This is a genomic window from Sphingopyxis sp. GW821-FHT12C06 (assembly GCF_058807415.1).
Genome location: NZ_JBXAQR010000007.1, coordinates 223,673 through 247,403, shown reverse-complemented (window position 1 = coordinate 247,403; position 23,731 = coordinate 223,673). Strand labels below are relative to the sequence as shown.

The 23,731-nt window shown below is 64.1% G+C and carries 28 protein-coding genes; 13 read left to right on the top strand and 15 right to left on the bottom strand.

All coding sequences use genetic code 11. The features are described 5' to 3' along the window. Positions 1–51: 51 nt before the first annotated feature. On the bottom strand, positions 52–1,584 hold the full coding sequence (locus AC1RRJ_RS20435) for a class I adenylate-forming enzyme family protein (protein WP_493126140.1): 1,533 nt from the start codon (positions 1,582–1,584) through the stop codon (positions 52–54). Here AC1RRJ_RS20435 and AC1RRJ_RS20430 point away from each other — a divergent pair. From AC1RRJ_RS20430 to AC1RRJ_RS20405, 6 genes are all read left to right on the top strand, one after another. Beyond that, the gene (locus AC1RRJ_RS20430; RefSeq protein WP_493126138.1) at positions 1,583–1,720 is read left to right on the top strand and encodes a hypothetical protein; all 138 of its coding nucleotides are present in this window, start codon (positions 1,583–1,585) and stop codon (positions 1,718–1,720) included. The two genes, AC1RRJ_RS20435 and AC1RRJ_RS20430, sit on opposite strands and share 2 nt — an antisense overlap. A 137-nt stretch (positions 1,721–1,857) precedes the next feature. Then, on the top strand, positions 1,858–2,388 hold the full coding sequence (locus AC1RRJ_RS20425; protein WP_493126136.1) for a response regulator transcription factor: 531 nt from the start codon (positions 1,858–1,860) through the stop codon (positions 2,386–2,388). A 67-nt stretch (positions 2,389–2,455) separates the two neighbouring features. Next, positions 2,456–3,979: an acyl-CoA synthetase gene (locus tag AC1RRJ_RS20420; protein WP_493126134.1), complete on the top strand. Its 1,524-nt coding sequence runs from the start codon at positions 2,456–2,458 to the stop codon at positions 3,977–3,979. Positions 3,980–4,035: 56 nt separating this feature from the next. Beyond that, entirely contained in the window at positions 4,036–4,515 is a 480-nt protein-coding gene (locus AC1RRJ_RS20415; RefSeq protein WP_493126132.1) for a hypothetical protein, read from the top strand. Positions 4,516–4,539: 24 nt separating this feature from the next. Beyond that, entirely contained in the window at positions 4,540–5,157 is a 618-nt protein-coding gene (locus AC1RRJ_RS20410) for a 2-hydroxychromene-2-carboxylate isomerase (RefSeq protein WP_493126130.1), read from the top strand. Positions 5,158–5,169: 12 nt separating this feature from the next. After that, entirely contained in the window at positions 5,170–5,973 is an 804-nt protein-coding gene (locus tag AC1RRJ_RS20405) for a crotonase/enoyl-CoA hydratase family protein (protein WP_493126128.1), read from the top strand. 76 nt (positions 5,974–6,049) lie between these two features. Here AC1RRJ_RS20405 and AC1RRJ_RS20400 read toward each other — a convergent pair whose 3' ends face one another. From AC1RRJ_RS20400 to AC1RRJ_RS20365, 8 genes are all read right to left on the bottom strand, one after another. Further along, positions 6,050–6,553 carry a Clp protease N-terminal domain-containing protein gene (locus AC1RRJ_RS20400; protein ID WP_493126275.1) on the bottom strand — a complete coding sequence of 168 codons (504 nt, stop codon included), beginning with the start codon at positions 6,551–6,553 and terminating at the stop codon, positions 6,050–6,052. Between the two features lie 10 nt (positions 6,554–6,563). Continuing rightward, complete coding sequence (locus tag AC1RRJ_RS20395; protein WP_493126126.1) at positions 6,564–6,782, bottom strand: hypothetical protein; 219 nt, start codon at positions 6,780–6,782, stop codon at positions 6,564–6,566. Between the two features lie 150 nt (positions 6,783–6,932). Then, on the bottom strand, positions 6,933–7,628 hold the full coding sequence (locus AC1RRJ_RS20390; RefSeq protein WP_493126124.1) for an ATP12 family chaperone protein: 696 nt from the start codon (positions 7,626–7,628) through the stop codon (positions 6,933–6,935). Positions 7,629–7,635: 7 nt separating this feature from the next. Beyond that, the gene (locus tag AC1RRJ_RS20385; RefSeq protein ID WP_493126122.1) at positions 7,636–7,872 is read right to left on the bottom strand and encodes a hypothetical protein; all 237 of its coding nucleotides are present in this window, start codon (positions 7,870–7,872) and stop codon (positions 7,636–7,638) included. Beyond that, positions 7,869–8,489, bottom strand: coding sequence for an FMN-binding negative transcriptional regulator (locus AC1RRJ_RS20380; protein WP_493126120.1), 621 nt, complete (start codon positions 8,487–8,489; stop codon positions 7,869–7,871). The genes AC1RRJ_RS20385 and AC1RRJ_RS20380 overlap by 4 nt, the downstream gene beginning before the upstream one ends. Beyond that, positions 8,489–9,736: an RluA family pseudouridine synthase gene (locus AC1RRJ_RS20375; protein ID WP_493126118.1), complete on the bottom strand. Its 1,248-nt coding sequence runs from the start codon at positions 9,734–9,736 to the stop codon at positions 8,489–8,491. The genes AC1RRJ_RS20380 and AC1RRJ_RS20375 overlap by 1 nt, the downstream gene beginning before the upstream one ends. After that, entirely contained in the window at positions 9,733–10,110 is a 378-nt protein-coding gene (gene crcB, locus AC1RRJ_RS20370) for a fluoride efflux transporter CrcB (RefSeq protein ID WP_493126116.1), read from the bottom strand. Before crcB ends, AC1RRJ_RS20375 begins: the two co-directional genes overlap by 4 nt. 62 nt (positions 10,111–10,172) lie before the next feature. After that, entirely contained in the window at positions 10,173–10,760 is a 588-nt protein-coding gene (locus tag AC1RRJ_RS20365) for a thermonuclease family protein (RefSeq protein WP_493126114.1), read from the bottom strand. Positions 10,761–11,013: 253 nt separating this feature from the next. On the opposite strand from AC1RRJ_RS20365, the gene AC1RRJ_RS20360 reads away from it, so the two are divergent. Beyond that, entirely contained in the window at positions 11,014–12,012 is a 999-nt protein-coding gene (locus AC1RRJ_RS20360; RefSeq protein WP_493126112.1) for a MarR family transcriptional regulator, read from the top strand. A gap of 43 nt (positions 12,013–12,055) precedes the next feature. On the opposite strand, the gene lptG is transcribed toward AC1RRJ_RS20360, so the two are convergent. Both lptG and lptF read right to left on the bottom strand, forming a co-directional pair. Continuing rightward, positions 12,056–13,153, bottom strand: a complete 1,098-nt coding sequence (lptG, locus tag AC1RRJ_RS20355; RefSeq protein ID WP_493126110.1) for an LPS export ABC transporter permease LptG — start codon at positions 13,151–13,153, stop codon at positions 12,056–12,058. Then, positions 13,153–14,361, bottom strand: coding sequence for an LPS export ABC transporter permease LptF (gene lptF / locus AC1RRJ_RS20350; RefSeq protein ID WP_493126108.1), 1,209 nt, complete (start codon positions 14,359–14,361; stop codon positions 13,153–13,155). Before lptF ends, lptG begins: the two co-directional genes overlap by 1 nt. 119 nt (positions 14,362–14,480) lie before the next feature. Here lptF and AC1RRJ_RS20345 point away from each other — a divergent pair, with 119 nt between their 5' ends. The 3 genes from AC1RRJ_RS20345 to AC1RRJ_RS20335 are packed head-to-tail and all read left to right on the top strand — an operon-like array spanning position 14,481 to position 16,805. Then, positions 14,481–14,954 (top strand): DUF2141 domain-containing protein, encoded by a 474-nt coding sequence (locus tag AC1RRJ_RS20345; protein WP_493126106.1) that lies wholly within the window; start codon positions 14,481–14,483, stop codon positions 14,952–14,954. Between the two features lie 7 nt (positions 14,955–14,961). Beyond that, positions 14,962–15,933: a diacylglycerol/lipid kinase family protein gene (locus AC1RRJ_RS20340; RefSeq protein WP_493126104.1), complete on the top strand. Its 972-nt coding sequence runs from the start codon at positions 14,962–14,964 to the stop codon at positions 15,931–15,933. An 11-nt stretch (positions 15,934–15,944) separates the two neighbouring features. Beyond that, complete coding sequence (locus AC1RRJ_RS20335) at positions 15,945–16,805, top strand: hypothetical protein (RefSeq protein WP_493126102.1); 861 nt, start codon at positions 15,945–15,947, stop codon at positions 16,803–16,805. On the opposite strand, the gene AC1RRJ_RS20330 is transcribed toward AC1RRJ_RS20335, so the two are convergent. From AC1RRJ_RS20330 to AC1RRJ_RS20320, 3 genes are all read right to left on the bottom strand, one after another. Continuing rightward, positions 16,802–18,769: an ATP-binding protein gene (locus tag AC1RRJ_RS20330; protein ID WP_493126100.1), complete on the bottom strand. Its 1,968-nt coding sequence runs from the start codon at positions 18,767–18,769 to the stop codon at positions 16,802–16,804. The genes AC1RRJ_RS20335 and AC1RRJ_RS20330 overlap by 4 nt on opposite strands. A 113-nt stretch (positions 18,770–18,882) precedes the next feature. After that, a complete protein-coding gene (gene spt, locus AC1RRJ_RS20325; RefSeq protein ID WP_493126098.1) occupies positions 18,883–20,085 on the bottom strand; it encodes a serine palmitoyltransferase in 1,203 nt (400 codons plus the stop codon). Positions 20,086–20,178: 93 nt separating this feature from the next. Beyond that, a complete protein-coding gene (locus tag AC1RRJ_RS20320) occupies positions 20,179–20,415 on the bottom strand; it encodes an acyl carrier protein (protein ID WP_493126096.1) in 237 nt (78 codons plus the stop codon). A gap of 147 nt (positions 20,416–20,562) precedes the next feature. Between AC1RRJ_RS20320 and AC1RRJ_RS20315 the strand changes: the two genes are divergently transcribed. Next, entirely contained in the window at positions 20,563–21,135 is a 573-nt protein-coding gene (locus AC1RRJ_RS20315) for a Pycsar system effector family protein (RefSeq protein WP_493126094.1), read from the top strand. Between the two features lie 245 nt (positions 21,136–21,380). Beyond that, entirely contained in the window at positions 21,381–22,790 is a 1,410-nt protein-coding gene (locus AC1RRJ_RS20310; RefSeq protein ID WP_493126092.1) for an MATE family efflux transporter, read from the top strand. On the opposite strand, the gene AC1RRJ_RS20305 is transcribed toward AC1RRJ_RS20310, so the two are convergent. Then, positions 22,735–23,304 (bottom strand): hypothetical protein, encoded by a 570-nt coding sequence (locus AC1RRJ_RS20305; protein WP_493126090.1) that lies wholly within the window; start codon positions 23,302–23,304, stop codon positions 22,735–22,737. The genes AC1RRJ_RS20310 and AC1RRJ_RS20305 overlap by 56 nt on opposite strands. 70 nt (positions 23,305–23,374) lie before the next feature. Between AC1RRJ_RS20305 and groES the strand changes: the two genes are divergently transcribed. After that, on the top strand, positions 23,375–23,662 hold the full coding sequence (gene groES / locus AC1RRJ_RS20300; protein WP_493126088.1) for a co-chaperone GroES: 288 nt from the start codon (positions 23,375–23,377) through the stop codon (positions 23,660–23,662). Positions 23,663–23,731: the final 69 nt, after the last annotated feature.

Genomic DNA, 23,731 nt, shown 5'->3' with positions numbered 1-23,731 from the left:
CGTCATTGCACCCCGGTTTTCGCCGGGGGCGCAATGACGAGAGTTTAGAGTTTATGCGGCATATTGATCGCGCAACTCGCGCTTCAGCACCTTGCCGATCGGGCTGCGCGGCAGTTCGTCGACCTGGGTGATACCGCTCAACCGCTGCGTCTTGCCGACCTTGGCATTGCAATCGGCGCGCACCGCCTCGGCATCGGCGCCATCCTTCAGCACGGCGAAGGCGACGGGGGTTTCTCCCCATTCCTCGCTCGGCATTCCGACGACGGCGGCCTCGATGACGCGGTCGTCGGCGAGCAAAATGCCCTCAAGGTCGCTCGGGTAGATGTTGAAGCCGCCCGAGATGATCATGTCCTTGGCGCGGTCCATCAGCGTCAGGAAGCCATCTGCATCGATGCGGCCGATATCGCCGTGGCGGTAGAAGAGGTTTCCGTCGCTGTCGTGCCAGTGCATCGCCCTGGTCGCGTCGGGGCGGTTGTTATAGCCCGTCATCATCGCGGGCGAGCGGCCGACGATCTCGCCGACCTCGCCCTGCGGCAGTTCGTTGCCCGCTTCGTCGATCACCTTGGCGATATGGCCGGGGGCGGGTTTGCCGACAGTGTGGAGCCGGTCGGGAAATTGATGCGCCTCGAGGATGAAGGTCGCGCCGCCCTCGGTCAGGCCATAGATTTCGACGAGCCCGCCCGGCCAGCGCGCGAGCACGTCGGCCTTGAGCGCCGCGGGGAAGGGCGCCGAAGTACAATATTTCACGACGAAGCTGTTGAGGTCGAAGTCGCCGAAATCCTCCAGCGCCATGATGCGGCGATATTGCACCGGCACCAGCATCGTGTTGGTCGCGCGTTCGCGCTGAGCCAGTTCGAGGAAGCCGCGGGCGTCGAATTTCTTCATCAGCACGACCTGCCCGCCCGACCCGAGCGTCGGCAGGAAGCTGGCCATCGTCGTGTTCGAATAGAGCGGGGTCGAAAGGATCGTCACGGCTTTGGCACCATAGGCGGGCGCGCCGCGGATGATATGCTGCCAGCGCATCGCATGGCTGTGAACGATGCCCTTGGGCGTGCCGGTGGTGCCCGACGAATAGATGATGTTGAACCCGTCGAGCGGGTCGATGGCGACGGGGGTGGGGGTGCTGCCTTCCGGGGCGATCCATTCGGCGAGGGGAGTGCCCGCGTTGCTGCCGTCGATCGCGATGCGGTCGGGTGCGGTGACATTCTGTGCTGCAAGGCTCGTCGCGGCGCTTGCGTCGAGGAACAGGTGGCGTGCGCCGGTGTCGGCGATCATCGCCGCCATTTGCTCACCCGTCGCGCTGTTGGTGATCAGGCCCGCGACGCCGCCAGCGCGCAACGTACCGAGAATGACAGCCATCTGCTCGACACTGTTCAGCCCGGCGACAGCGGTGCGATCGCCTTTCTGAAAGTCATCCTGCTGTAATCTGGTCGTAATCCTGTCGATAAATGCGTCCAGTTCGGACCAGCTCAGCCGCCGTTCAGCGTCGGCGGCGGCTATGTCGGCGGGGCGTTCGCGAGCGTGGGCGCGGACGAGGTCGGACAGGGTGGCGAAGTCGCTTTCGAGCATCTCGATACTGGTCATGGCGCAAGAGGTAGCACAGGCGCGGCGCGGTGCAATGCCGGTCGGGCGAGAGGACGTGTGGTCGGGGTCGACCGCCGGAGTAGGGATATGGGGCCAGCGCAAGGGCATGGCGCGGCAGAGCGGCCAGCGCCCCTGATTGCCGTTTATCATCCCGAGCCAGCACGCGCGGCGTTGCTCGCTGCGGCTGCGATAGCCGACGGCTATCGGGTCCAGCTTTTGCCACCGCCCGGGGCCGGGCTTCAGCCGTGGCATGATTGCTGCTTCGATCTGCTCATGCTTAATCCCTTTCATGCGCGCCCTGATCCGGTCGAGCTCATCAATCTGGCGCGGAGTATCGCGGGACGGCGCCCTCTGCTCATCCTGTCCGATCGCGATGCCTTTGCCGACCGGATGGCGGCGCTGCGTGGCGGTGCCGACGATGCGATCGGCTGGACCTGCAATCTCCCCGAGGTGCTGGTGCGAACGGCGGGACTCGTGCGGCGCAGCCGGATCGCGGCGGGACAGTTGGGTTTCGATGAATTGCACATCGATCTGATCGACCGTCGGGTCGAGCGGGCCGGGCGGTTGATTCGTTTGCCGCTGCGCGAGTTTGACCTGCTGGCGAATCTGGCGCGCGTTCCCGATCAGCCGCTGTCGCGCTCGGCGTTGCTCAAGGCGGTGTGGCGTATCGATTTCGACCCCGGCACCAATCGGGTGGAGGTGCATATGTCGCGGCTGCGCGCGAAGATTGACCGCAATTTCGCCTGGCCGATGCTGACGACGGTGAAGGGGCGGGGCTATGCGCTGCGCTCGCGCCCGGCTTGACCAACAGTTTCAACTCGCTACTCATCGAGGGCACAACGAAAACAATTTCCCCGGAGAAGATGGCCCGATGCACCCTTCCGTTTACGCCCGTAGCACCCCTGAAAAGCCCGCGATCATCGTTGCCGAAACGGGCGAAGCGATCAGCTATGGCGAGCTGGAGGCCGCATCGAATCGCGCCGCACAGCTGTTTCGCAAGCATGGGTTGGGGCATGAGGATGTCGTCGCCTTCATGCTCGAAAACACACCGCATTATTATGCGCTGACGTGGGGCGCGCAGCGCGCCGGGCTGCGTTATGTGTGCATCTCGTCGCGGCTGACGCAGGACGAAACCGACTATATTCTGGAAAACTCTGGGGCGAAAATCCTCGTCGTCTCGGCGACTCTGGCGCCGGCCGCGCTGCAGTTGACGACACAGATCGAACGCTTCTCGATGGGCGGTGATATCCCTGGCTGGCCGAAGATCGAGGACGCACTGGCCGAAATGCCCGCGACGCCGGTCGCCGACGAACGCGCCGGGGTCGATATGCTCTATTCGTCGGGCACCACCGGCCGGCCCAAAGGGGTGCGCGTGCCGCTGCCCGAAGAGCCGGCGATCGACGCGCCGAACACGATGGTGATGCTGGCCTCGGCGGCGTTCGGGATCAACGCCGACAGCGTCTATCTGTCGCCCGCGCCGCTCTATCACGCCGCACCGTTGCGCTGGTCGATGACCGTCCACCGGCTTGGCGGGACGGTCGTCCTGATGAAGAAATTCGATCCCGAAGCCGCGCTCGCCGCGATCGGGCGTTTCGGCTGCAACGCGGCCCAGTTTGTGCCGACCCATTTCGTCCGTATGCTCAAACTGTCCGACGACGTCCGCGCCAAATATGATGTGTCGACGATGAAGGGCGCGATCCACGCAGCCGCGCCGTGCCCGGTGCCGGTGAAGCAGGCGATGATCGACTGGTGGGGGCCGGTGCTGCTCGAATATTATGCCGGGTCCGAAGGCAATGGCATGACCTTCGCCACCAGTCCCGACTGGCTGGCGCACAAGGGCACCGTCGGCCGCGCGATCAGCGGCGTGCTGCACATCGTCGGTGACGATAATGAAACCGAGCTGCCGGCGCGGCAGGAAGGCGCCGTCTTCTTCGAGAGCGAACAGCTTTTCGAATATCACGGCGACCCCGAAAAAACCGCGTCGAGCCGCAATGCCAAGGGCTGGTCGACTTTGGGCGATGTGGGCTGGGTCGATGAGGAAGGCTTTCTGTACCTCACCGACCGCAAGAGCTTCATGATCATTTCGGGCGGGGTGAATATCTATCCGCAGGAGATTGAAAATCATCTCGTCACCCATCCGAAGGTCGCCGACGTCGCGGTGATCGGCGGCCCGCATGAGGAAATGGGCGAGGAAGTGATCGCAGTCGTCCAGCCCGCCGACATGGCGGATGCGACCGATGCGCTGCGTGACGAACTGATCGCCTATGCGCGGGAGAAGCTGTCGGGGGTGAAAATACCGCGGCGGATCGACTTCCTCGAAGCCCTGCCGCGCCACGACACGGGCAAGCTATACAAGCGCTTGCTGCGCGACCAATATTGGAAGCCGGCGAATTGACCGCGCGAGTCGGCGGCGGATCGACAGCCCGTCGCCCTGACGTTGGAGAGATGCTCATGAACAAGGCAATGATGACGGCGGCGATCATGCTCGCCGTGGGGTTGGCGGGCTGCGGCAAGAAGGACGCACCGCCAGCCGACGACAAGGCGGCCGTCGATTCGATGGCCGCGCCGGCCACGCCGGCCGCTGCGCCTATGGCGGCGATCCCGATCGATCCTGCAAAACCCAATGCCTGCGACAGGCTGGGCGACGTCAAGCTGGCGGCGGCGATCGACAAGGCGACGAACACGCTGAAGATCAGCGGAACCGCCAATGCTCCGCAGCTTGGCTATGCCGTCGCGCTTCAGGCGGGTCCGCTCGACAAGATGAACCCGCCGAATCAGGTCGTCCTGCTGCGTGCAAATGCGCCGGCGGCGGGTGGTGCTGCGATTACGGCAACGACGCTGAGCCTCGACATTCCGAGTGCCCAACCCGCCTATAATTCGGTTCGTGTCGTCTGCCCGGGCGTCAAGGATATCGAACTCAAGGTCGGCTGAGCCGAAACAGCGAAAGGGTCTGGGGTGACGGACGAACGTATCGAATTCTTCTTTGATTTGTCGTCACCCTGGACCTGCCTCGCCTTCCACAATCTGCCGGCGATACTGGAACGGACGGGCGTAACGGCGCGCTATCGCCCGATTCTGGTAGGCGGCGTGTTCAATGCGGTGAACCCGGCGGTTTATGCCGCGCGCGAACAGGCCGATAACCGGCGCATGGCGCACAGCTGGAAAGTGCTCAAGGATTGGGCGCGGCTGGCGGGCGTGCCGATGCATTTTCCGTCAGAGTGGCATCCGGCGAAGAGCGTCCAGGCGATGCGCTTTGCTGCAGCGCTTGAGGATGATCAGGCGGCGCTGGTTCGCTTTGCAGGCGCGGCCTTCGCGAGCTATTTCGACCGGCAGGAAAATCTCGACGATCCTGATGTGCTCGAAGCCGTTGCGATTGCCGAGGGACTGGACGGCGCCGCGATCCGCGCGGCGGCGGGCAGCGACGCGGTCAAGGCGCGGCTGCGTGCCAACACCGAAGAGGTCGTCGCGCGCGGCGGCTATGGTTCGCCGACGGTCTTCGTCGATGGCACCGACATGTATTTCGGAAACGATCAACTGCCGCTCGTCGAAGCGGCGCTGACACGCGAAAGCTAGAAGGACTCTCCCATGAAGGACCGTATTTCGATCACCATGCTCGATGGTGGCATCGCCGACGTGCGGCTGATCCGCGCCGACAAGATGAACGCGCTCGATACCCGGATGTGGGCGGCGCTGATCGAGGCGATCGACACGCTGAAAGCCACGGCGGGTCTGCGCGTCATCGTCCTGTCGGGCGAAGGCCGCGCCTTTTGCGCCGGGCTGGACCTGTCGAGCCTGAGCGATGACCGCACCCCCGGCGGCAGCAGTGCCGGCGGCAGCCTGTCCGACCGGACAAAGGGCATCTCGAACAACGCGCAATATGCGGCGTGGGGCTGGCGCGAGCTTCCCGTGCCGGTAATCGCGGCGGTCCACGGTGTCGCCTTTGGCGCGGGCAGCCAGATCATGGCCGCCGCGGATATTCGCATCGTCCACCCCGACACGCGCATTGCGATCATGGAAATGCGCTGGGGCCTCGTCCCCGACGTCGCCGGCATGGCGCTGTGGCGCACGCAGGTCGCCGACGATGTGCTGCGCGAGCTGATCTATACCAACCGCGAATTCAACGGGTCGGAGGCGAAGCTGCTGGGCTTTGCTACCCATGTGTCCGACGACCCGCTCGCGCGGGCGATGGAGCTGGCGGCGGTGATCGCCGACAAGAACCCCCACGCGATCCGCGGTGCCAAGCGACTGTGCAACATGCTCGCCGATGCAAGCGATGCCGAGATACTGCAGGCCGAAAGCGACGAGCAGGTGAAGGTGATCCGTACCCCGAACCAGATGGAGGCGGTGATGGCCGGGATGCAGAAACGGAAGCCGAATTTCGCGGATTGATCCGCAGGGTGAGGGCGTCGATCCGCGATTGTCGGACGGCGACCTCATAGCTTCGATCGACGGAGAGTATCCGTGCTCAGCGAGCGCGGCCGGTTTCGGCTATCGCATCGGCCGTTGCTTTCAGCATGGCGGAATCGACACCCAGAGCGCGGAGCGCCCGCGCCGCCACACCGTTCGACATGCCAGCCACAATTCCGACGACATGAGCACCGAGCAGCGGGCGATGATCCTTCCGGGTCGTCGCCAGCTGTTGCAGGATTTCCTGACCCGAAGAAGCCGCCTGATAAACGCCGGAATTGGCGGACATCGGCGTATCAGCCGGCATGTCCGCTTTCAGACCGATCGAGCGAAGGGCATCGGCATATTGCCGTTCGATCGCGGCTTTCAGGGCGTCGGGCTCAACACCGGCCTGCTCGAAAGCGAGACGCGCGGTGCCGTCCGGCAGATCGAGTGCGGCCAGCAGGAAATGTTCGGCCCCGGGTTCCCGCTGCTGATCCTGCAAGGCATAGGTTTCCGCCCGCTCGCAGAGAAGCTTTAGCGTACTCATATTATTGATTTTACGTTTTATTTTCTGGAACATCACAATTTCCTTATGCAGAATTTTTGTCTGTCGCCACGTCTGAAAGTCGCTTGTGAGCTGCCTGTTTGCTGATCCCGAGGGCTTGGGCGATCCTCGACCACGGCCAACCCTGGCGCAGGGCTGAGCGGACAGCTTCGCGCTCGATGCCGTCCGCCAGTCGGCGCAGGGCGACGACTGCGGCGAGCGCTTCATCAGGGTCGGTCGGAACTTGAATGTCGTGCAGGTTCATGATGCGTCAACTTTAGTTGACGTCATTTGTCGTGTCAACAAAAGTTGACGGCATTTTGAGAGGCATTTTCACGCGGGCGCGTAGATGATGCTCTTCCACAATGTCCGAAATATATCGCCGGGCTGGCAGCTTCTATTCGACAGCCTCATGTCAGGAACAGAGCAGCTCCAGAAACCGCACCGCATTGTCCCAGTCGCGCTTGTGGGCGGCGCGTTGTGCTTGCGCTTGCGCATCGGCGCCCCAGCGGCGTTCCTGATACAGTTCGTCGAGGCTGACCGCCTGCCACAGCGCCTCGGCATCGACCGCTTCGTCGACATGCGCGAGCCCTGCGACGAGAGAGCCGCCGATGGTGACCAGCGGGGTCAGCGCGGCCATCCGCCACGCATCCTGCGCGAACACCGCGTCGCGCAGCGCCGCGACCGTCGCGGGCGGTTGATCGACCGGCAAAATACCCTGGGTGATCGTGAATTCGACGCCATAGCGTGTCTCGGCCCAGGCGAGGTGCGGGTTCCACGCTGCGACCTGCTCGGCCTGCAACGCCGCATCGCGGTCGTCGCGGTAACAGAAAAGGTCGGTCGCGGCATAGGCGGCGACGGGTTCGCCAAAGGCGGCGGGGTCGGGCGCGGCGAGGTCGATCGCGGCGTTGGCGAGCCCGGTGAGCGGCATGCTCGCGGGGGAGAGATCCTCGCCCTGCGCTTCCCATTCGGCGGCGATCGCGCGGCCGAGCGCTTCGCTCGGGACGACCAGCGGCGCGCGTTTCGGGGTGCGCACCGGCCGCCCGTCGAGCGCGACGCCCCAGCCGCCGTTTTCGGGCACGGCGACGGCCTCTTTCCAGAAACGTTTCATCGGTCGATCACAGGTCGCGCGGCGAGCGCCAGCGCCGCGCGAGCAGCTTGGGCATCACGGCGAAATCGAACGCGCCCACGAGTACGAAGACGACCCCGATCCAGCGGTCGGTCGGCTGCCCCGCGAGCTCCCACCCGCCGCGGATCAGCACGAAACCGATCATCACGAACAGCGCGCCCATGATGCGGATCATGGTGATCGCGAAAAAGCGCTTCCTGGCGAGACTGTCTTCAGCGGATGTCATGCGCTCTCCCTATCGCCGCCAAGGTGGCGCATCAACTGCGCGAGTGCGCCATGGCCGGTCGCCTCCAGCCCCGTCGCGACGCGTTCGCGCTCGCCCGCCGGCTTGTTCTGCGACAGCTTGAGCGTCGGGCGCCACGCGGTGATGCGGATTTCGAAACCGGTGATCGCGCCGGTCATCCTGCTGAACAGCGCGGGGTTCATCTTGTCGCGTGTCCATGGCGGGGTCGCACCGATGCGCGCCTCATGGCTGGCCGACAGCGTGTCGAGCTGCGCGATCAGCGCCTCGTCGCCCAGTTTCTGCGCCACGCCTTCCATCTCGACCGCGACATAATTCCACGTCGGCACCTGGTCGGCGGCGCTGTACCAGCCGGGGCTGACATAGGCATCGGGGCCCTGCACCACGACGAGCGCGCTCGCACCATCAAGGTGCCGCGTCAGCGCATTGCCGCGCGCGAGGTGGAATTGCAGCGTCGCGGAGTCATCGCTCAGCACCACCGGGGCGTGCGCGACGCGCGGGCCGTCGGGGGTGGCCGCGAAGATCGCTGCAAAACCGATCTCGCGCACGAACAGCGCCGCGAGGTCGTCTTGCCCCGGACGGAAGGCCGAATTGGGATGCATCAGGCCGGTTTGGCGGGCCGCGCCGGATGCTTCTTGGCGCTCGGCTTCTTGCCTGCCGGTTTCGCGGGTTTCGTCGGCTTGCCGGGCTTTACGGGCTTGCCCGGTTTCGCCTTCGCCTTGTCCTTCGCCGGCTTGCCGACAAAGTCGGTTGGCTTGCTGTCGGCGGTACGCCCGCGCCGCTCGCCGCGCCGCGCCTTGCGAATCTGCTTGCTGTGCGCCTTGGCCTGCGCCTTCAGCGCCGACTTGGGCGGTGCGGCCTTGTTGGTCGGCTCGATCCCGACATCGCCGAGCAGCATGTCGAAGCCGATCGAATCGAGGCTCATCTTGAAATGTTCGGGCAGCTCCGCGCTCACGTCGATTGCGCCGCCATCGGGATGGTCGATGCGCAACCGGCGGCTGTGCAGATGCAATTTGCGGCTGATCGCGCCGGTCAGGAACGCGCCCTTGCCACCATATTTGCCGTCGCCGACGATTGGATGGCCGATTGCTGCCATATGGACGCGCAACTGGTGGGTGCGCCCGGTCAGCGGTTGCAGTTCGACCCATGCGGCGCTGTTCCCGGCGCGTTCGATGACGCGATAGCGCGTCTTCGACGGCAGGCCGTCGTCATGGACGTGCATCTTTTCGCCGCCCGAACCGGGCTGTTTGGCCAGCGGCAGGTCAATCTCGCCCTGCTGGATTTCGGGGACGCCGACGACCAGCGCCCAATAGGTTTTGCGCGCGCTGCGGTTCGAAAAGGCCTTGGCGAAAAAGGCTGCGGCGCGCGGGGTGCGCGCGATCAGCAGCGCGCCCGACGTATCCTTGTCGAGCCGGTGAACGAGCTTGGGCCGCGTCGGGCCGTCGAATTTCAGTGCGTCGAGCAGTCCGTCGACATGCGCGTCTGTCTTGGTTCCGCCTTGTGTTGCCAGCCCCGGCGGCTTGTTGAGCACCATCGCCGCGGCGTCGCGGTGGATCATCATGCCGGTCGCCAACTCGACATCGGCGTCGGTCAGCGCGCGCCCCTTGCGCGCGGGGCGCGCAACGGTTTCGACGGGCGGGGTCGGCATGACGAGCTTCTGCCCCGTCGCGATGCGGTCCGACACATCGGCCTTCTTGCCGTCGAGCCTCAGCTCGCCCGAACGCGCCCAGCGCGCGAGCAGTGCGTGCGGGGTTCCGACGCGATGCCGTTTGAACCAGCGGTCGAGGCGGATGCCGTCGTCTTCCTCGGCGATGATCGCCTCGTCCTGATTGGGGATGTTCTTGCTCATACCGATACCTGTCGCGTGATAAGGAGGCCCAGCCCGCAGGCGATGATCGCACCGACGACCGAGGCGAGCACATAGGCGAATGCCTGTCCCGCATGACCGCGTTCGAACAAAGCCCAGAAATCGAGGCTGAAAGCCGAAAAAGTGGTGAAGCCGCCGAGGATTCCAACCCCGACGAACAGCCGTGTCGTCTCGCCTGCGTCGCCGCGCGCCAGCCAGCCGATCAGCAGGCCCATCGCGAGGCTGCCGGCGATATTGATCGACAGCGTCCCCCAGGGAAAGCCGGGACCGACGCGCGCGAGTACCCATTGCCCGACAAGATGCCGGGCGCCGGCGCCGATAGCGCCGCCGATCATGACGGGAAACAGGCTGTTCATATGGCCCGCCCTAGCCGCAAACGGCGTCGAGGCATAGCGACCTGATTGCGGGCCCCTCGACGCTAGGCGTCGGGCGGTGGCTGGATTGCGGTCGCCGGGCGCTCATGGGTGGCGCGCCATTCGGCGGGAGAGATGAAGCTGCCCTGCCAGATGCCGCGCCGCTTTGCCTGCGCCTCGGCCTCCTCGATCATATAGGCGTCGCTCGTCGCGACGGCCCAACCCTGGCGTGTCATTTCGGCGCCGAGGTCGATGCCGTCGGGGAAGGGCAATGTGCGGCATTCGGCGAGGGTGCGATGATAAGCATCCCTGGCGGCGAGCTCGCAATGGAGCGGGCCGCGCCCGGCGAGCTTTTCCAGCGCCGTCCGCGCCTCGCGTCCGCACGCCCAGCGCGCTCCGTCGGCGCGCGCGCAATCCTGGCGATATTCGACCGCGTCCAGCCCGGTGAGGCGGATCGTCGTTTCGCCGCCCTCTTCGTGCCGGACGCTCAGGCTGTCGCCGTCGATGACATGCACCAAGGGCACGGTCGCAACCGGGGCCGGCAACCAGGCCCAGGCGACGAATGCCAGCCCTGCCAGCAACAGCATCGCGAGCAGCGACCGGAAGCGCCGCCGCCAGCGCAGGCGGGTGAGCGGGGAAGGGCTCGGCATCATGGGCTTGGCCTGACCGCGGCGCGTGAATTTGGCAAGCAACAATAAGGGATTGACGATGAGAACAAATCATGTCCAAAATGGATCAAATCCTGTCCGGCCGATCGACGCCGACTCATGTTTCGTAGAGCCTTGGGTCCGGATTGGCGGCAAATGCGAACGAACAAAAGGTGAATAGTGCCGGATTGGCGGCATAAGGGCGCCGGGACGGATCGAGGACAAGCGGGAGGGTGGCATAATGGAGTATTCGGCATTCATGCGAACGGGAACGCGGACGGTGCCGTTCGTCGGCTTCGGGGCCGCGCTGGACGCGCCGAATGCCGCCGAGCGCCTGCTGTTCGTCGGGCCGCAAGCCGATGCGCCCGATTGCGATCCGGTCGATGGCGTGTGCCTGGTCGCGGCGGTCCCGATGCCGCGCGCCGCGAGGCATATACGCGACATGGCGCTGGTCGACATCGTCTGGCTGGCGGCGGCGGAAACGATCGGGCCCGAAATGTTCGCCGATCTTTGCGCGGCGACAATGGAAAAAGACTGCCACCTGATCTGCGAAACATCGCTCGCCGCGCTCGACCGCGTGGCGGCGGCGATTCCCGATGATATGCGCGTCGAATGGCTCGTCGATGCCGACGCCGCCGACCGGCTCCTTGCGCTGGCTGCGGCGCGGCATGCTCATCGACAGATGGTCCGCGAAGACGTGGGCGATCCCGCGATGGAGCGAATCGATCGTTTGCAGGAAGAGGTCGCGCGAATCGCGCGCCTGCTCGGCGACCTTGCGGGGCAGCGCGGCGGGCTGACCGGAACGCCGCCGTCCGGCTTTGCGCTCCGCGCCGAGGATTATGCCAATTATCCGGCGCAGGTCCGCGCGCCGTCGCGCGACTATACTGCGGCGCCGCGCAGCTTCGTCCCCGAAGAACGCACCATTGACCGGCAGCGTGCCAAGATGGTGCGACGGATTTTGCGCCAGCGGCGGATGCGCGAGCAATATTTCCCCGCCGATCTGTTCGCCGACCCGGCGTGGGACATGCTGCTCGACCTTTATGCTGCGCGACTGGAGCGCCAGCCGGTGTCGGTGTCGAGCCTGTGCATCGCCGCCGCGGTTCCCGCGACGACCGCGCTGCGCTGGATCAAGACGATGACCGATACCGGATTGTTCGTGCGCGAAGCCGACCCGCTCGATGGACGCCGCATCTTCATCGGTCTTGCCGATGCTGCCTTCGAAGCGCTCGCGCGCTATTTCGAGGCGCTGGAGGAATAGGGCGACGGCTATAATTGGCCGAAAGCGGACTCTGCTCTATGCTCTATTCTTCGGTCCGGATCAGGATCATCTCGCCGATCAACGCGAACAGGATGAAGGGCCCCCATGCCGCGAGGAAGGGCGAATAGGCCCCCAGATCGCCCATCGCGAGCGCGAAATTGTCGGCGACGAAATAGGCGAAGCCAAGCCCCATCCCAAGGATCGCGCGCACGAACAGCTTGCCCGACCGCGCAAGGCCAAAGGCTGCGACCGCTCCGAGCAACGGCATCAATATCGCCGACAGTGGCCCCGAAATCTTGTGCCAGAGCACGCCCTTCAGCGCGTCGACCGGGCGCCCCGCAGCCTCCAGGTCGGCGATCGCCGCTTTGAGCTGGAGGAAGGGCAGTTCGTCGCCATCAACCTGTGCCAGCGTGAACTGGTCGGGGCGCACGCCCTTCGCAGCGATAATCGTGCCGAGCGGCTCAAGCGTGCCCGAGCGGCGGTGGAAGCGCTTGGCGTCGGTCATTTCCCAGCCGCCGTTGACGGCGCGCGCGCTGTCCGCCGACAGCACCGACGACAAGACGCCGCCGGTGCGTTCATAGATGGTGACCTTGTTCAGTCGCACAGTGTCGCCGCCGGTTTCGACGGTGCCGGCATTGATCAGATCATCGCCGGCGCGCACCCAGATATTCGCGCGCACGCCATTATCCTTGGGGACCTGCGCATATTCGACCTTTTGCCACGCGCCGAGCGCGGCGGTCGATCGCGTGACGATACGCTCGTTGAAGACGAAGCTGATCCCGGCGACGAGCAATGCGGCGAGGAACAGCGGCGCGAGTACCTGATGAGCCGACATGCCCGACGCCTTCATCGCGATCACTTCGCTGTTCTGGTTCAATGTGATCAGGGTCAGGATCGTCCCGAGCAGCACCGAAAAGGGCAGGAAGGTCTCGACGATTTGCGGCAGCCGTAGTCCGACATAGCGCCACACATCGCTGTCGCTATTGCCTGCGACGGCGAGAATTTTTCCGCTTTCGCCGAGCAGGTCGAGCGTCTGGAGGATCAGCACCAGCGCGAACAGGATCGCAAAGCTGCGGACGAGGAACAGTCGCCCGACATAGAGCGCCATCGTGCGCGACGGGAAAAAATGAAGTTGATGCATCAGGCGATCCGCTGCTTGCGCTGGAAAATCCTGGCGAGACCGCGGATTTTCTCGCCAGCCTTGGTCGCGACGCGTTCAAGCGCGCCGATCGGCTGGCCGCCGGGCACATGCGCGACGGTATAATACATCCAGATTGCAAGCGCGGCGAACAGCAGGAAGGGCACCCACAGCGCGATCAACGGGTCGATCGTCCCGCGCGCGCCCAGATCTTCGGCATATTGGTTGATCTTGTGCTGGGTCACCAGCAGCACGATCGACAGAAACACGCCCAGCGATGATGTCGATCGCTTGGGCGGGATGGCGAGCGCGATCGCGATCAGCGGGATCAGGAACATCGACATCACTTCGACGATGCGGAAGTGGAAATTCGCGCGCAATGCCAGTCTGGTGTCGAGCGATTCGCTCTTGTCCTTGCCCGCGACGAACAGCTCGGGAATCGTCATTTCGCGATCGGCGCCGCCGCGGGTGCGGAACGCCTCGATCTTGGGCAGCGGGATCGGCAGGTCATGATTGTCGAAGGTCAGTACGCGGGGCACCGCAAATTTCGGCGATTCGTGGATCAGCACGCCCTGCGACAGCCGCAGGATGATCGTGTTGGGGTCGTCGGTCGCCAGAAATTGTCCGCGCGCCGCGGTGGCGGAAACGCGCTGGCCGTCCTTGTTGTCGCCGCGCACGAAAATGCCGCGCAGGCTGCGCCCGTCGTTGTAGCTTTCCTCGATCCGCAGCGTCATGCGGTCGCCCAATTTGGTGAATTCGCCGACCTTGATCGACGCACCAAGCGCGCCCGACCGCAACTCGAACTGCAATCCCTCATAGGCATAGCGCGCATAGGGCTGGATGAAGCCGACGATCGCAAGGTTCAGCGCCGCGAGCGCGATCGCATAGGCGAAGGGCACACGCAGCAGCCGGCCAAAGCTCATGCCCACGCCCTTGAGCACGTCGAGTTCGCTCGACGTCGCGAGCTTGCGAAAGGCGAGGAGGATGCCCAGCATCAGCCCGATCGGGATGCCCAGCGACAGATATTCGGGGATCAGATTGGCGAGCATCCGCCATACGACGCTGACGGGCCCGCCTTCGGTCGCGACGAAATCGAACAGGCGCAGCATTTTTTCGAGCACGAGCAGCATCGCCGACAGGACGAGCGTACCGACCATGGGGAAAAAGATGAGCCGCGCGATGTAGCGGTCGATGGCAGGAAGCTTAATCAATCTTTGGTCGCCCCATCACCATGATTTGGCCGCAAATGGTTCCGATATGCCGTTTCAGGGCGACAGGGATCCATATCAGCGTGGCTGGGATGGCTATAACCACTGGGAGCTAGTGCGTCATGTCGAAATTTGTATCGACGTCACTTTGTGTTCTTCTGCTGGCGGTCGCGGGACCGGCCAGTGCCGAGGGGCAGGTCTTGTCGAATGATCTGTCGAAGTGCCAAAAGGGACCGTCGACTTTGGTTCAGATCAGCGGCCTCAAGGCCGGGACGGGCAAGGTGCGCGTGCAAAGCTATCGCGCAACTCCGTCGGACTGGCTGGCCAAGGGTCGCTGGATCAGCCGGATCGAAGCCCCTGTGCGCGGCGGTTCGATGACCGTTTGCATGCCGCTGCCCGCAGCCGGGACCTATGGCATTGCTGTGCGCCATGACGTCAATGGCAATGGCAAGACTGATTTGTCGTCGGATGGCGGCGGGATGTCGAACAATCCCAGCATCAATATCTTCAATCTCGGCAAGCCGAGTTACAAGAAGACCGCTTTTGAGGTCGGCAACGCGCCGAAGACGATCTCCATCACCATGAAATACATGTAAGGCAGGGATGGCCAGCGTCGCTCTTCTTTCCAATCCCCATTCCACGGGGAACCGCGCCTTGCTGCCGCAGGTGCGCGAATATTGCGCGGCGCATCCTGACATTTTTCATTATGAGGTCGAGGATGTTGACCAGATCGGTGAGGCTATCCGCACCATCGCCATGGTCAGCCCGCGCATCATCGCGATCAACGGCGGTGACGGTACGGTCCAGGCGGCTTTGACCGAGCTTTATTCGGGCGGCCATTTCGGTGGTTCGCCGCCGCCGGTTGCGGTGCTTCCCAACGGAAAGACCAATTTGATTGCGCTCGATCTCGGCGCGGTTGGCGACCCGATCAAGGCATTGAAGCGCGTCGTCGAACTCGTCGATTCCGGCGAGCTGGAGGATCATGTCATCCAGCGCCAGCTGATCGCGCTCGACAGCGGCGGGACGCGGCCGGTGCTCGGCATGTTCCTTGGCGGAGCCTATCTTGCCGACGTCATGCTCTATTGCCGCAACCGCATCTATCCGCTTGGCCTGCCCAACGGACTGTCGCATTTTCTGGCCGCGGTGCTGGGGCTGTTCGCGATCATCTTTGGCGTCGGCGGCGGGCGCCTGCCTCCCAAGCCCGAACCGATGACCGTCTCGTTGATCCGTCAGGGCGTGCTCAAGGGCAAATTTTCGCTGCTGATCGTCACGACGCTGGAAAAATTGCTGCTCAGCATCCGGACCAGCGATGGTGGCGGCACGAACGGCCATATGAAATTGCTCGCGACCGACAGCAGCGTCGGTGCGGTCTTTCGCATGCTCAGCGCGACGTGGCGCGGAACGCTGGGGCAGCGTCAGCTTGAAGGCGTTCATTTCCAGCAGGGCGACGAAATCCGTATCGAGGGCGAACGGTCGAACGTGATTCTCGACGGCGAGATTTTTCAGGCGAAGCACGGCATGCCGATCATCCTTACCTCGACGCAGCCGGTTCCCTTCCTGCGCCTCGCTGCTTGAGGCTCCGCGCCATGTCCGAACTCACCGACCTGGTCCGTGCCGAATTGTCGACTCCGGTTGATCCGCGCGTCGCCGCGATGGCGCAGGCGATCGCAGCCGAATATCCCGGCAGCGCTCGCGCCGTGCTTTTCTATGGCAGTTGCCTGCGCGAAACCCGGCTGGACGGGTTGATGCTCGATTTCTACCTGATCGTCTCTGACTATAGCGATGCCTATCCCAGGCATTGGATGGCGGTGGCCAACCGGTTGATCCCGCCGAATGTCTTTCCCTTTCAGCATCAAGGCCTGATCGCCAAATATGCGGTGCTCAGCGAGAGCGATTTTCACCGGCTGAGTGGCCCCGGGACGCGCAATGTATCGGTGTGGGCGCGTTTCGCTCAGCCCTCGCGGCTCGTGTGGGCGGTCGATGATACTGCGCGCGATCGCGCGGTCGCCGCGGTCGCGCGGGCCGCGCCGACCTTGCTGGCGGCGGCGGGCCAGGTCGACGGCGAGGCGCCGCTCGACTGGTGGCGGCGCGCCTTTTCCCTCACCTATTCGGTCGAACTGCGCGCCGAGCGGACCGGCCGTGCGCAATCGGTCGTCGATTCCGATGCCGATCGTTATCGGCGCTTCAGCGGGCCTGCGATGGCCGTTATCCCGGCCGACGCGCCGAGTGGCAGCTGGTGGCGCCGGCGGATCGAGGGCAAGGCGCTCAGCATCGCCCGGCTCGCCAAGGCCAGCCTGACCTATGCCGGCGGCATCGATTATCTGGCGTGGAAGATCAATCGCCACGCGGGCACGAAGATCGAGATCAAGCCGTGGCAGCGTCGCTGGCCGCTGGTCGCAGCGCTGACCCTGGTCCCGCGCCTGATGCGCAGCGGCGCAATCCGCTAACCCGGTATCTTTGCAGTTTCGGCTGCGCGCGGCTCGCCATTGCGCCGAATGGCCTGGTCGAGTGCGGCGAGGGTGAAGGGTTTGCGCAGCACGTCATGGTCGCCGAAACTGGCGATCTCGCTCGCGTCGCCGGCATAGCCGGTCACGAACAGCACCGACAGGTCGGGCCATTGCTCTTTCAGCTGCGCGACCATTTCGGGACCGGTCAGCTCGGGCATCAGCACGTCGCTCAATATCAGGTCAAAGCCGCCATGCTCCTTGACCAACCCCTCAGCCTCGAGCGGATTGCCGCAGGCGATCGCATGATGACCGAGTTCGTTTACGGCGTCGACCGTCGCCGCGAGAACGCGCTGGTCGTCCTCGACGACCAGGATATTCAACCGGTGGACAGGATGGCCGTGATGCACGGTTTTCTCGTCCTGTGCGTCCTGGCCCGCGCTCGCCGGCTCGGGCTGCGCGACGGGAAGCAGCATCGCGACGCTGGTGCCTTCGCCTTCGGTCGATTGAATCTGGACCTCGCCGTCTGACTGGCGGCAAAAGGCGAACACTTGGCTCATGCCGAGACCCGTTCCCTGGCCCGCGGGCTTGGTGGTGTAAAAGGGGTCGAAAACGCGATCAAGCACCTCGGCGGACATGCCGCAGCCCGTATCGATCACCTGTACCGCCAGCGCAGCCGTGTCTTCGGTTTCATCGATCAAAGTGCGGATGGTCAGCGCCCCGTGGCCCTCCATCGCATCGCGCGCATTAACGGCGAGGTTCAGCAGCGCATTTTCAAACTGCCGCCGGTCGAGCCAGCAGGCAAGGCCGGGCGCGCCGAGGTCGAGGGTCAGCGCGATGCGATCGCCGATTGTGCGTTCGATCAGTTCGGCGAAGCTCGTGATGCATTCGTCGACGACGGTCATTTCGGGCCGCGCCGGTTCGGACCGTGCAAAGGTCAGGAGGCGCCGGGTCAGATCAGCGGCGCGATTGGCGCCGTCGAGCGCATTGCTCAAATGCCGTTCGGCCTTTTCGGGCGTACCGGGCAGAAAGCGCTGCGCCAGCTCGATACCGCCGACGACGACTGCGAGCATATTGTTGAAATCATGCGCGATGCCGCCGGTCAATTGGCCGACCGCTTCCATCTTCTGCGCCTGACGCAGCTGTGCCTGGGCAGCCTCGCGTTCGCCCATTTCGCTGCGCAGCGCGCTATTCGCTTCGGCAAGCTCGACCGTGCGGGCGTCGACCGCTGCTTCGAGCTGCATCGCGCGGTCGCTTTCGGCGATCTGCTCGCGACGCGCGAGCCGGCGATCGGCCTCGGACCGGACGAAGGAGAAGGTCGCGCCGATCGCAAATATCGCGGCGGCCGCGCCAAGCAGGGAAAAGAGCAGGAGATACTGATTGAGGTTCGCCCGGTCGGCGGTCGCGACGCGGTTGCGTTCGCGCAGCAATGCGCGCTCATTGTTGCTGATCCGGGTCAACAGCTTGTCGATGCGGGTAAGGCCTTCGTCATGCCCGGCGGCATGATATTTGGAGATGGCAGCGACGGTTTGATGGTAGTTGGCGCTGAGCGCGGCGTCGCCCAGCTGCGCGCCGCGCCGATCCATCTCGCGGGTGAGTTCGGTGACCAGCGCCGACTGCTTTGGGTTATCGCGAACATTGCGTTGCAACAGGGCCAGATATTGCCGCGACCGGCCCCATTGCTGTTCGAAGACGCGCCCGTCCTCCTTTTGCAGCCCGACCGCAAAGCGCCCAAGCGCGGCTTCGGCGCGCGCCAGCGCGGCGTCGAGCGAGCGCGTCTGCGAGATGACCTCGAGGCTCTGTCGCTGCCAGCCGAGCGAACGGTCGTAATTGTCGTTGGCGCGGGAGAGCAGCAGGACGAGCGCCACGACGACCCCCGTCAAAATGGTGGCGACGCCGATCGTCAGCCAGAAGCGCAACCGCTCCCGCCGATCTTCGTTTTCGCTATCGCCATCCCTCTCGAACACGCGCCCTTCTTACCGGACAAGCGCCGCGCCGCAAAGCGGCGAAGGCTGCGGCGATCGCGGCGCGATGCAATTCGGCGCGAAAAAGAATCCGTTGACCGGCCGGACGCTTCGGTTCAGCCGATAATCCCGATGCGCTTGCCCGCGCGTTCGAAGCGGCCAAGGATCTCGCCGACCTGTTCGCTGCTATGCTCGGCGCACAGCGAACAGCGTAGCAAGGTCATGCCCGCGGGAGTTGCGGGCGGGCGGGCGAGATTGACGTAGAGCCCCTCTTCGAGGAGCGCTTCCCACATCATCGCGCCCTGCTCGAGGTCGGGCATGATCACCGCGATGATCGCCGACTGCGGCTCATCGGTGCCGAGCGTGAAGCCGAGGTCGCGAAGCCCTTTGTGCAATATCTTTGAATTTTCCCACAGATGCGCGCGCTTGTTCGACCCGTGCATCAGTTTGCGGATGCTCGTTGCCGCGGTCGCGACGACACTGGGGGGCAGCGAGGCGGTGAATACATAGGGACGGCAGACGAGCCGCAAAATTTCGAACTTCGGGTGGTTCGACACGCAGAAGCCGCCGACGGTGCCGACGCTCTTGCTGAACGTACCGATCACGAAATCGACGTCGTCGAGGACGCCCTGTGCTTCGGCGACGCCGCGGCCATGTTCGCCGATGAAGCCCATCGAATGCGCCTCGTCGACCAGCACCATCGCGCCGGCTTCCTTCGACACGCGGATCATTTCTTTCAGCGGCGCGACATCGCCGAGCATCGAATAGACGCCTTCGAGCACCACCAGCTTGCCGGCTTCGGGGGGCAGGCGCTTCAGCCTTTTTTCGAGCGCCTCGACGTCATTGTGGCGGAAGGCGACGATTTCGGCATTGCCCATCGCGCAGCCGTCATAGATCGACGCATGGCTGTCGATGTCGAGGATGACATAATCGCCCTTGCCGGCGATTGTGCTGATGATGCCGAGGTTCGCCTGGTAACCGGTCGAAAACACCATGGCATGATCCATGGCGTAAAATTCCTTCAGCGCCTCTTCGCATTCCTTGTGGCCCTGATAGGTGCCATTGAGGACGCGGCTGCCGGTCGTGCCGCTGCCGAACTTGTCGAGCGCATCCTTGCCCGCCGCGATGACATCCTCGTCGAAGGTCATCCCCATATAATTATAGGTGCCGAGCAGGATCGTCTCGCGCCCGTTGCAGATTGCGACGGTCGGCGAGACGACCTTTTCCATCACCAGATTATAGGGATCGGTCACCCCGGTCGCGAGCAGGGTTTCACGCTGCTGGATCAGCGGGTCGAATTTGGAAAAAAGGTCGGTCATCGTGGTTCTTCCATGTTCCCTGGCGCAAGCCGGGGCCCAAATGGGGTGTGCAAGGCTGCAATGGACCCCGGCTTTCGCCGGGGAGCAATTTTCCTAGCTCTGCAGTTTCTCGACAGCGGCGATCAGCTGGCCGACGGTTTCGATCTCGGCCTGCATGTTCATGCTGATGATGATGTCGAACGTGTCTTCAACCTCGGCGACGAAATCCATCACCGTCAGGCTGTCCCATTCGAGGTCGCCGGCAAAGGTCGTTGCATCGGTCAGTTCGACGCCTTTTTTGTTAAAGGGGCCGATCAGGCCGTGAATCTGGTCGGTGAGGGCGGTGCTCATAGGATGCGTCCCATATAGGAATAAAGTTGCGCGCGGGAATGCCGCGCTATCTCCCGATTGGCAAGCGAATGCGGCGGGAACAGGGCAGCATCTTGCCGCAATCGGCCGGACGTGTCATCGCTGGGGACGAAGCAGGGGGATGAGCTTATGGACGCGGGACGCGACGACACGCAGGCGGCGACACGGCCGGCGATTTCCTTCCCGCCCAACGCGGTCCATCTGGTGCGGACCAATCAGCAATTGACCATGCAGCTGTCGCAAATGGCCGACCAGAAAGCGTCGATCCTGATGGGCGCGACCTTCGTCGTCTTTACGCTTGCGGTGGGGCAGGCGCGGGCAGGAGCTGGCGCGCTCGCAATGCCGCTGACGATCCTCGCGACCTTTTCCTTTCTGTCGGCGCTGCTCGCAGTGTCCGCCGTGCTGCCGCGCGTCGGGAAGGCGCCGCCGGTGGTTTACAAGGATGGCAAGGACCACAGCAACATCCTCTTCTTCGGCCGCTTTTCGCAGATGGACGAGGATGAGTTCATCGACGCGGTGAAGGCACGGCTGCGCAATGAAGAAGATCTCTACGAGACGATGCTGCGCGATACCTATCAGAATGGCATTGTGCTCGCACGGCGCAAATATCGCTACCTGGCCTATGCCTATCGTCTGTTCGTCGTCGGGTTGACGCTGACCTTCGTGGGCTTTGCGTTCGAGATGGTCCAACTCTGGACATGAGGAAATGATCCTTCCTGTGCCGCAGGCATGGGGAGGTGGTAGCGGCGCAGCCGCTGACGGAGGGGCTTGAGGGGCAGCGCAACCTAGCGGCCCCTCCACCACCGCTTCGCGGCGGTCCCCCTCCCCATCGCTTCGCGACAGGGAGGATCTGTGTTGCCATAATATCACCCGGCTGCCGCCAAAAGACACGAAAGCCCCTGTAACGGGATTGAAGCATCGCCCCCGCGCGCCTATTCGGGCCGGCTATGCTGAATCAGTCCGCCCCTTTGACCGAACATCGCCCGCAGGGTCTGCGCGGGGAATTTCGCGCGACGCTGGCGCTCGCGCTGCCGCTGGCGGCGGCGAATCTGCTGCAGATGCTCGTCCATGCGATCGATGTCATCTTCGTCGCGCGGCTCGGCGACGCGTCGCTCGCCGCGGCGTCGCTTGGCGTTGCCATCTTTGGCTTGCTGGTATGGACCGGTGCGGGGCTCGTCGGCGCGTCGGCGCCGCTGATCGCGGCCGAGCTCGGGCGGCGCAAACATGCGGTGCGCGAAGTGCGGCGCACGGTGCGGATGGCGCTGTGGCTCAGCGCGCTGGTCGCGCTCGTCTTCATGGGGGTCTGCGCGGCGGGCGGGACGATCATGCGCGCGACCGGGCAGGCGCCCGAAACCACCGAGCACGCGGCCAGCTTCCTGCTGATCCTCATGTGGGGCATGTTCCCGATGATCGCAGCCAGCGTACTGCGCGTCTTCGTGTCGGCGCTCGGGCGCCCGACGATCGCGACCGCGATCACCTTCATGGCGCTGGGCGTCAACGCGCTCGGCAACTGGACTTTGGTGTTCGGCAACCTCGGCATGCCCGCGCTCGGCCTGCACGGGTCTGCGCTGTCGAGCGTGATTACCAGTTGCATGATGCTGATCGCCTATGTTGCCATCATCCAGTCCGACCGGCGGCTGCGGCGCTATCATCTGTTCGGCAATTGGTGGCGCACCGAATGGTCGCGCTTTTTCGAAATGCTGCGCATCGGGGCGCCGATCAGCCTGACGATTCTGGCGGAGGCCGGGCTGTTCACCGGCGCGGCTTTCCTGATGGGCCGGATTGGCGAAACCCAACTTGCCGGGCACACGATCGCGCTTCAGGTCGCGGCGCTCGCTTTCCAGATTCCGTTCGGCGTCGCGCAGGCGGCGACGATCCGCGTCGGCCTTGCTTATGGTGCGCGCGATCATCACGGCATCGCGCTCGCAGGCCATGCGTCGCTGGCGCTCGGCATCGGCTTCATGGGGGTGACCGCCCTCATCATGTGGCTGTTCCCTTCGCTGGTGCTGTCGATTTATGTCGATGTCGATGCGGCACGCAACGCAGCGCTGGTCGGCTTTGCCATGCAGTTCCTCGTCGTCGCCGCCGCTTTCCAGCTGTTCGACGGCGCGCAGGCGGTGGCGGCGGGCGTGCTGCGCGGGTTGCAGGACACGCGCACCCCCATGATCATCGCGATCTGCGGCTACTGGATCGCGGGCTATGGCACCGCCATCTATCTCGGCTTCTGGACCCCGCTCGCGGGTGTCGGCGTGTGGATCGGCCTTGCCGTCGGGCTGATTGTCGTTGCGGCTTTACTGCTGCTCAGGTGGCGGATGCGGGCGCGGTTGGGGCTGCTGCCTTCATTGGCTGATCGTTGAGCTGTTTGGCTGCAGCTTTCACGCGGCCGATCAGGACTTTAAACTCTTCGGGTGTCAGCGCCCGCATTTGTCGCCCGGCGCAATCGGGCATCGTTGCGACATTTCGAAAGACGAAGTAGCTGTTCGTCTCGCCTCCGCTCAGCTCTGCTATCGCCAAGGCCGAGTGAACGATGTCGTTTCGGCATTCGATCAACGGCCGGATTTCTGCAATCCGTTGTTTGATTTTCGCTGGATACCGAAAGGGCGCTTTTTCCAGAGCGTTTAGTTTTTGGGTCAGGGACGGACAAGTTGTCGCCTTGGTATCCTGACCCAGCTTCTGGCCGATCACCTCTTCGAGTCGCGCAAAAGCGTCGAGGAGGTCACTACGCATGCGTGCGCCGCGCTCCAGCATGTCGTGCCGGCTTGCCGGTTCGGCTCCCTTGATGATCGGAATCTCGCACCCCATCTTGCCGCCGTACCGCGCTATCGAAAATTTTCCCTTAATCGGGTTGACGCTCCCGGGACCCCCACCCATATCCCCGACTGTTAGCACTCGCACCCTGTGAGTGCTAAATGACATCCATTGCATCTTTGGAGGGATATCCATGCAATTTCGTCCGCTGCACGACCGAGTGCTCGTCCGCCGTATCGAAGCCGAAGAAAAGACGGCTGGCGGCATCATCATCCCCGACACCGCCAAGGAAAAGCCGCAGGAAGGCGAAGTCGTCGCCGTCGGTACCGGCACCCGCGCCGATGACGGCAAGGTGACCCCGCTCGACGTCAAGGCCGGCGATCGCATCCTGTTCGGCAAATGGTCGGGCACCGAAGTCAAGGTCGACGGCGAAGAGCTGTTGATCATGAAGGAATCGGACATTCTGGGCATCCTCGCCTGAACCGTCCCAGCGTCCTTTCCGGACGCGAATTCTTGAATGAAGTTGCGCAGTTTTCTGCGCATTCGAAAG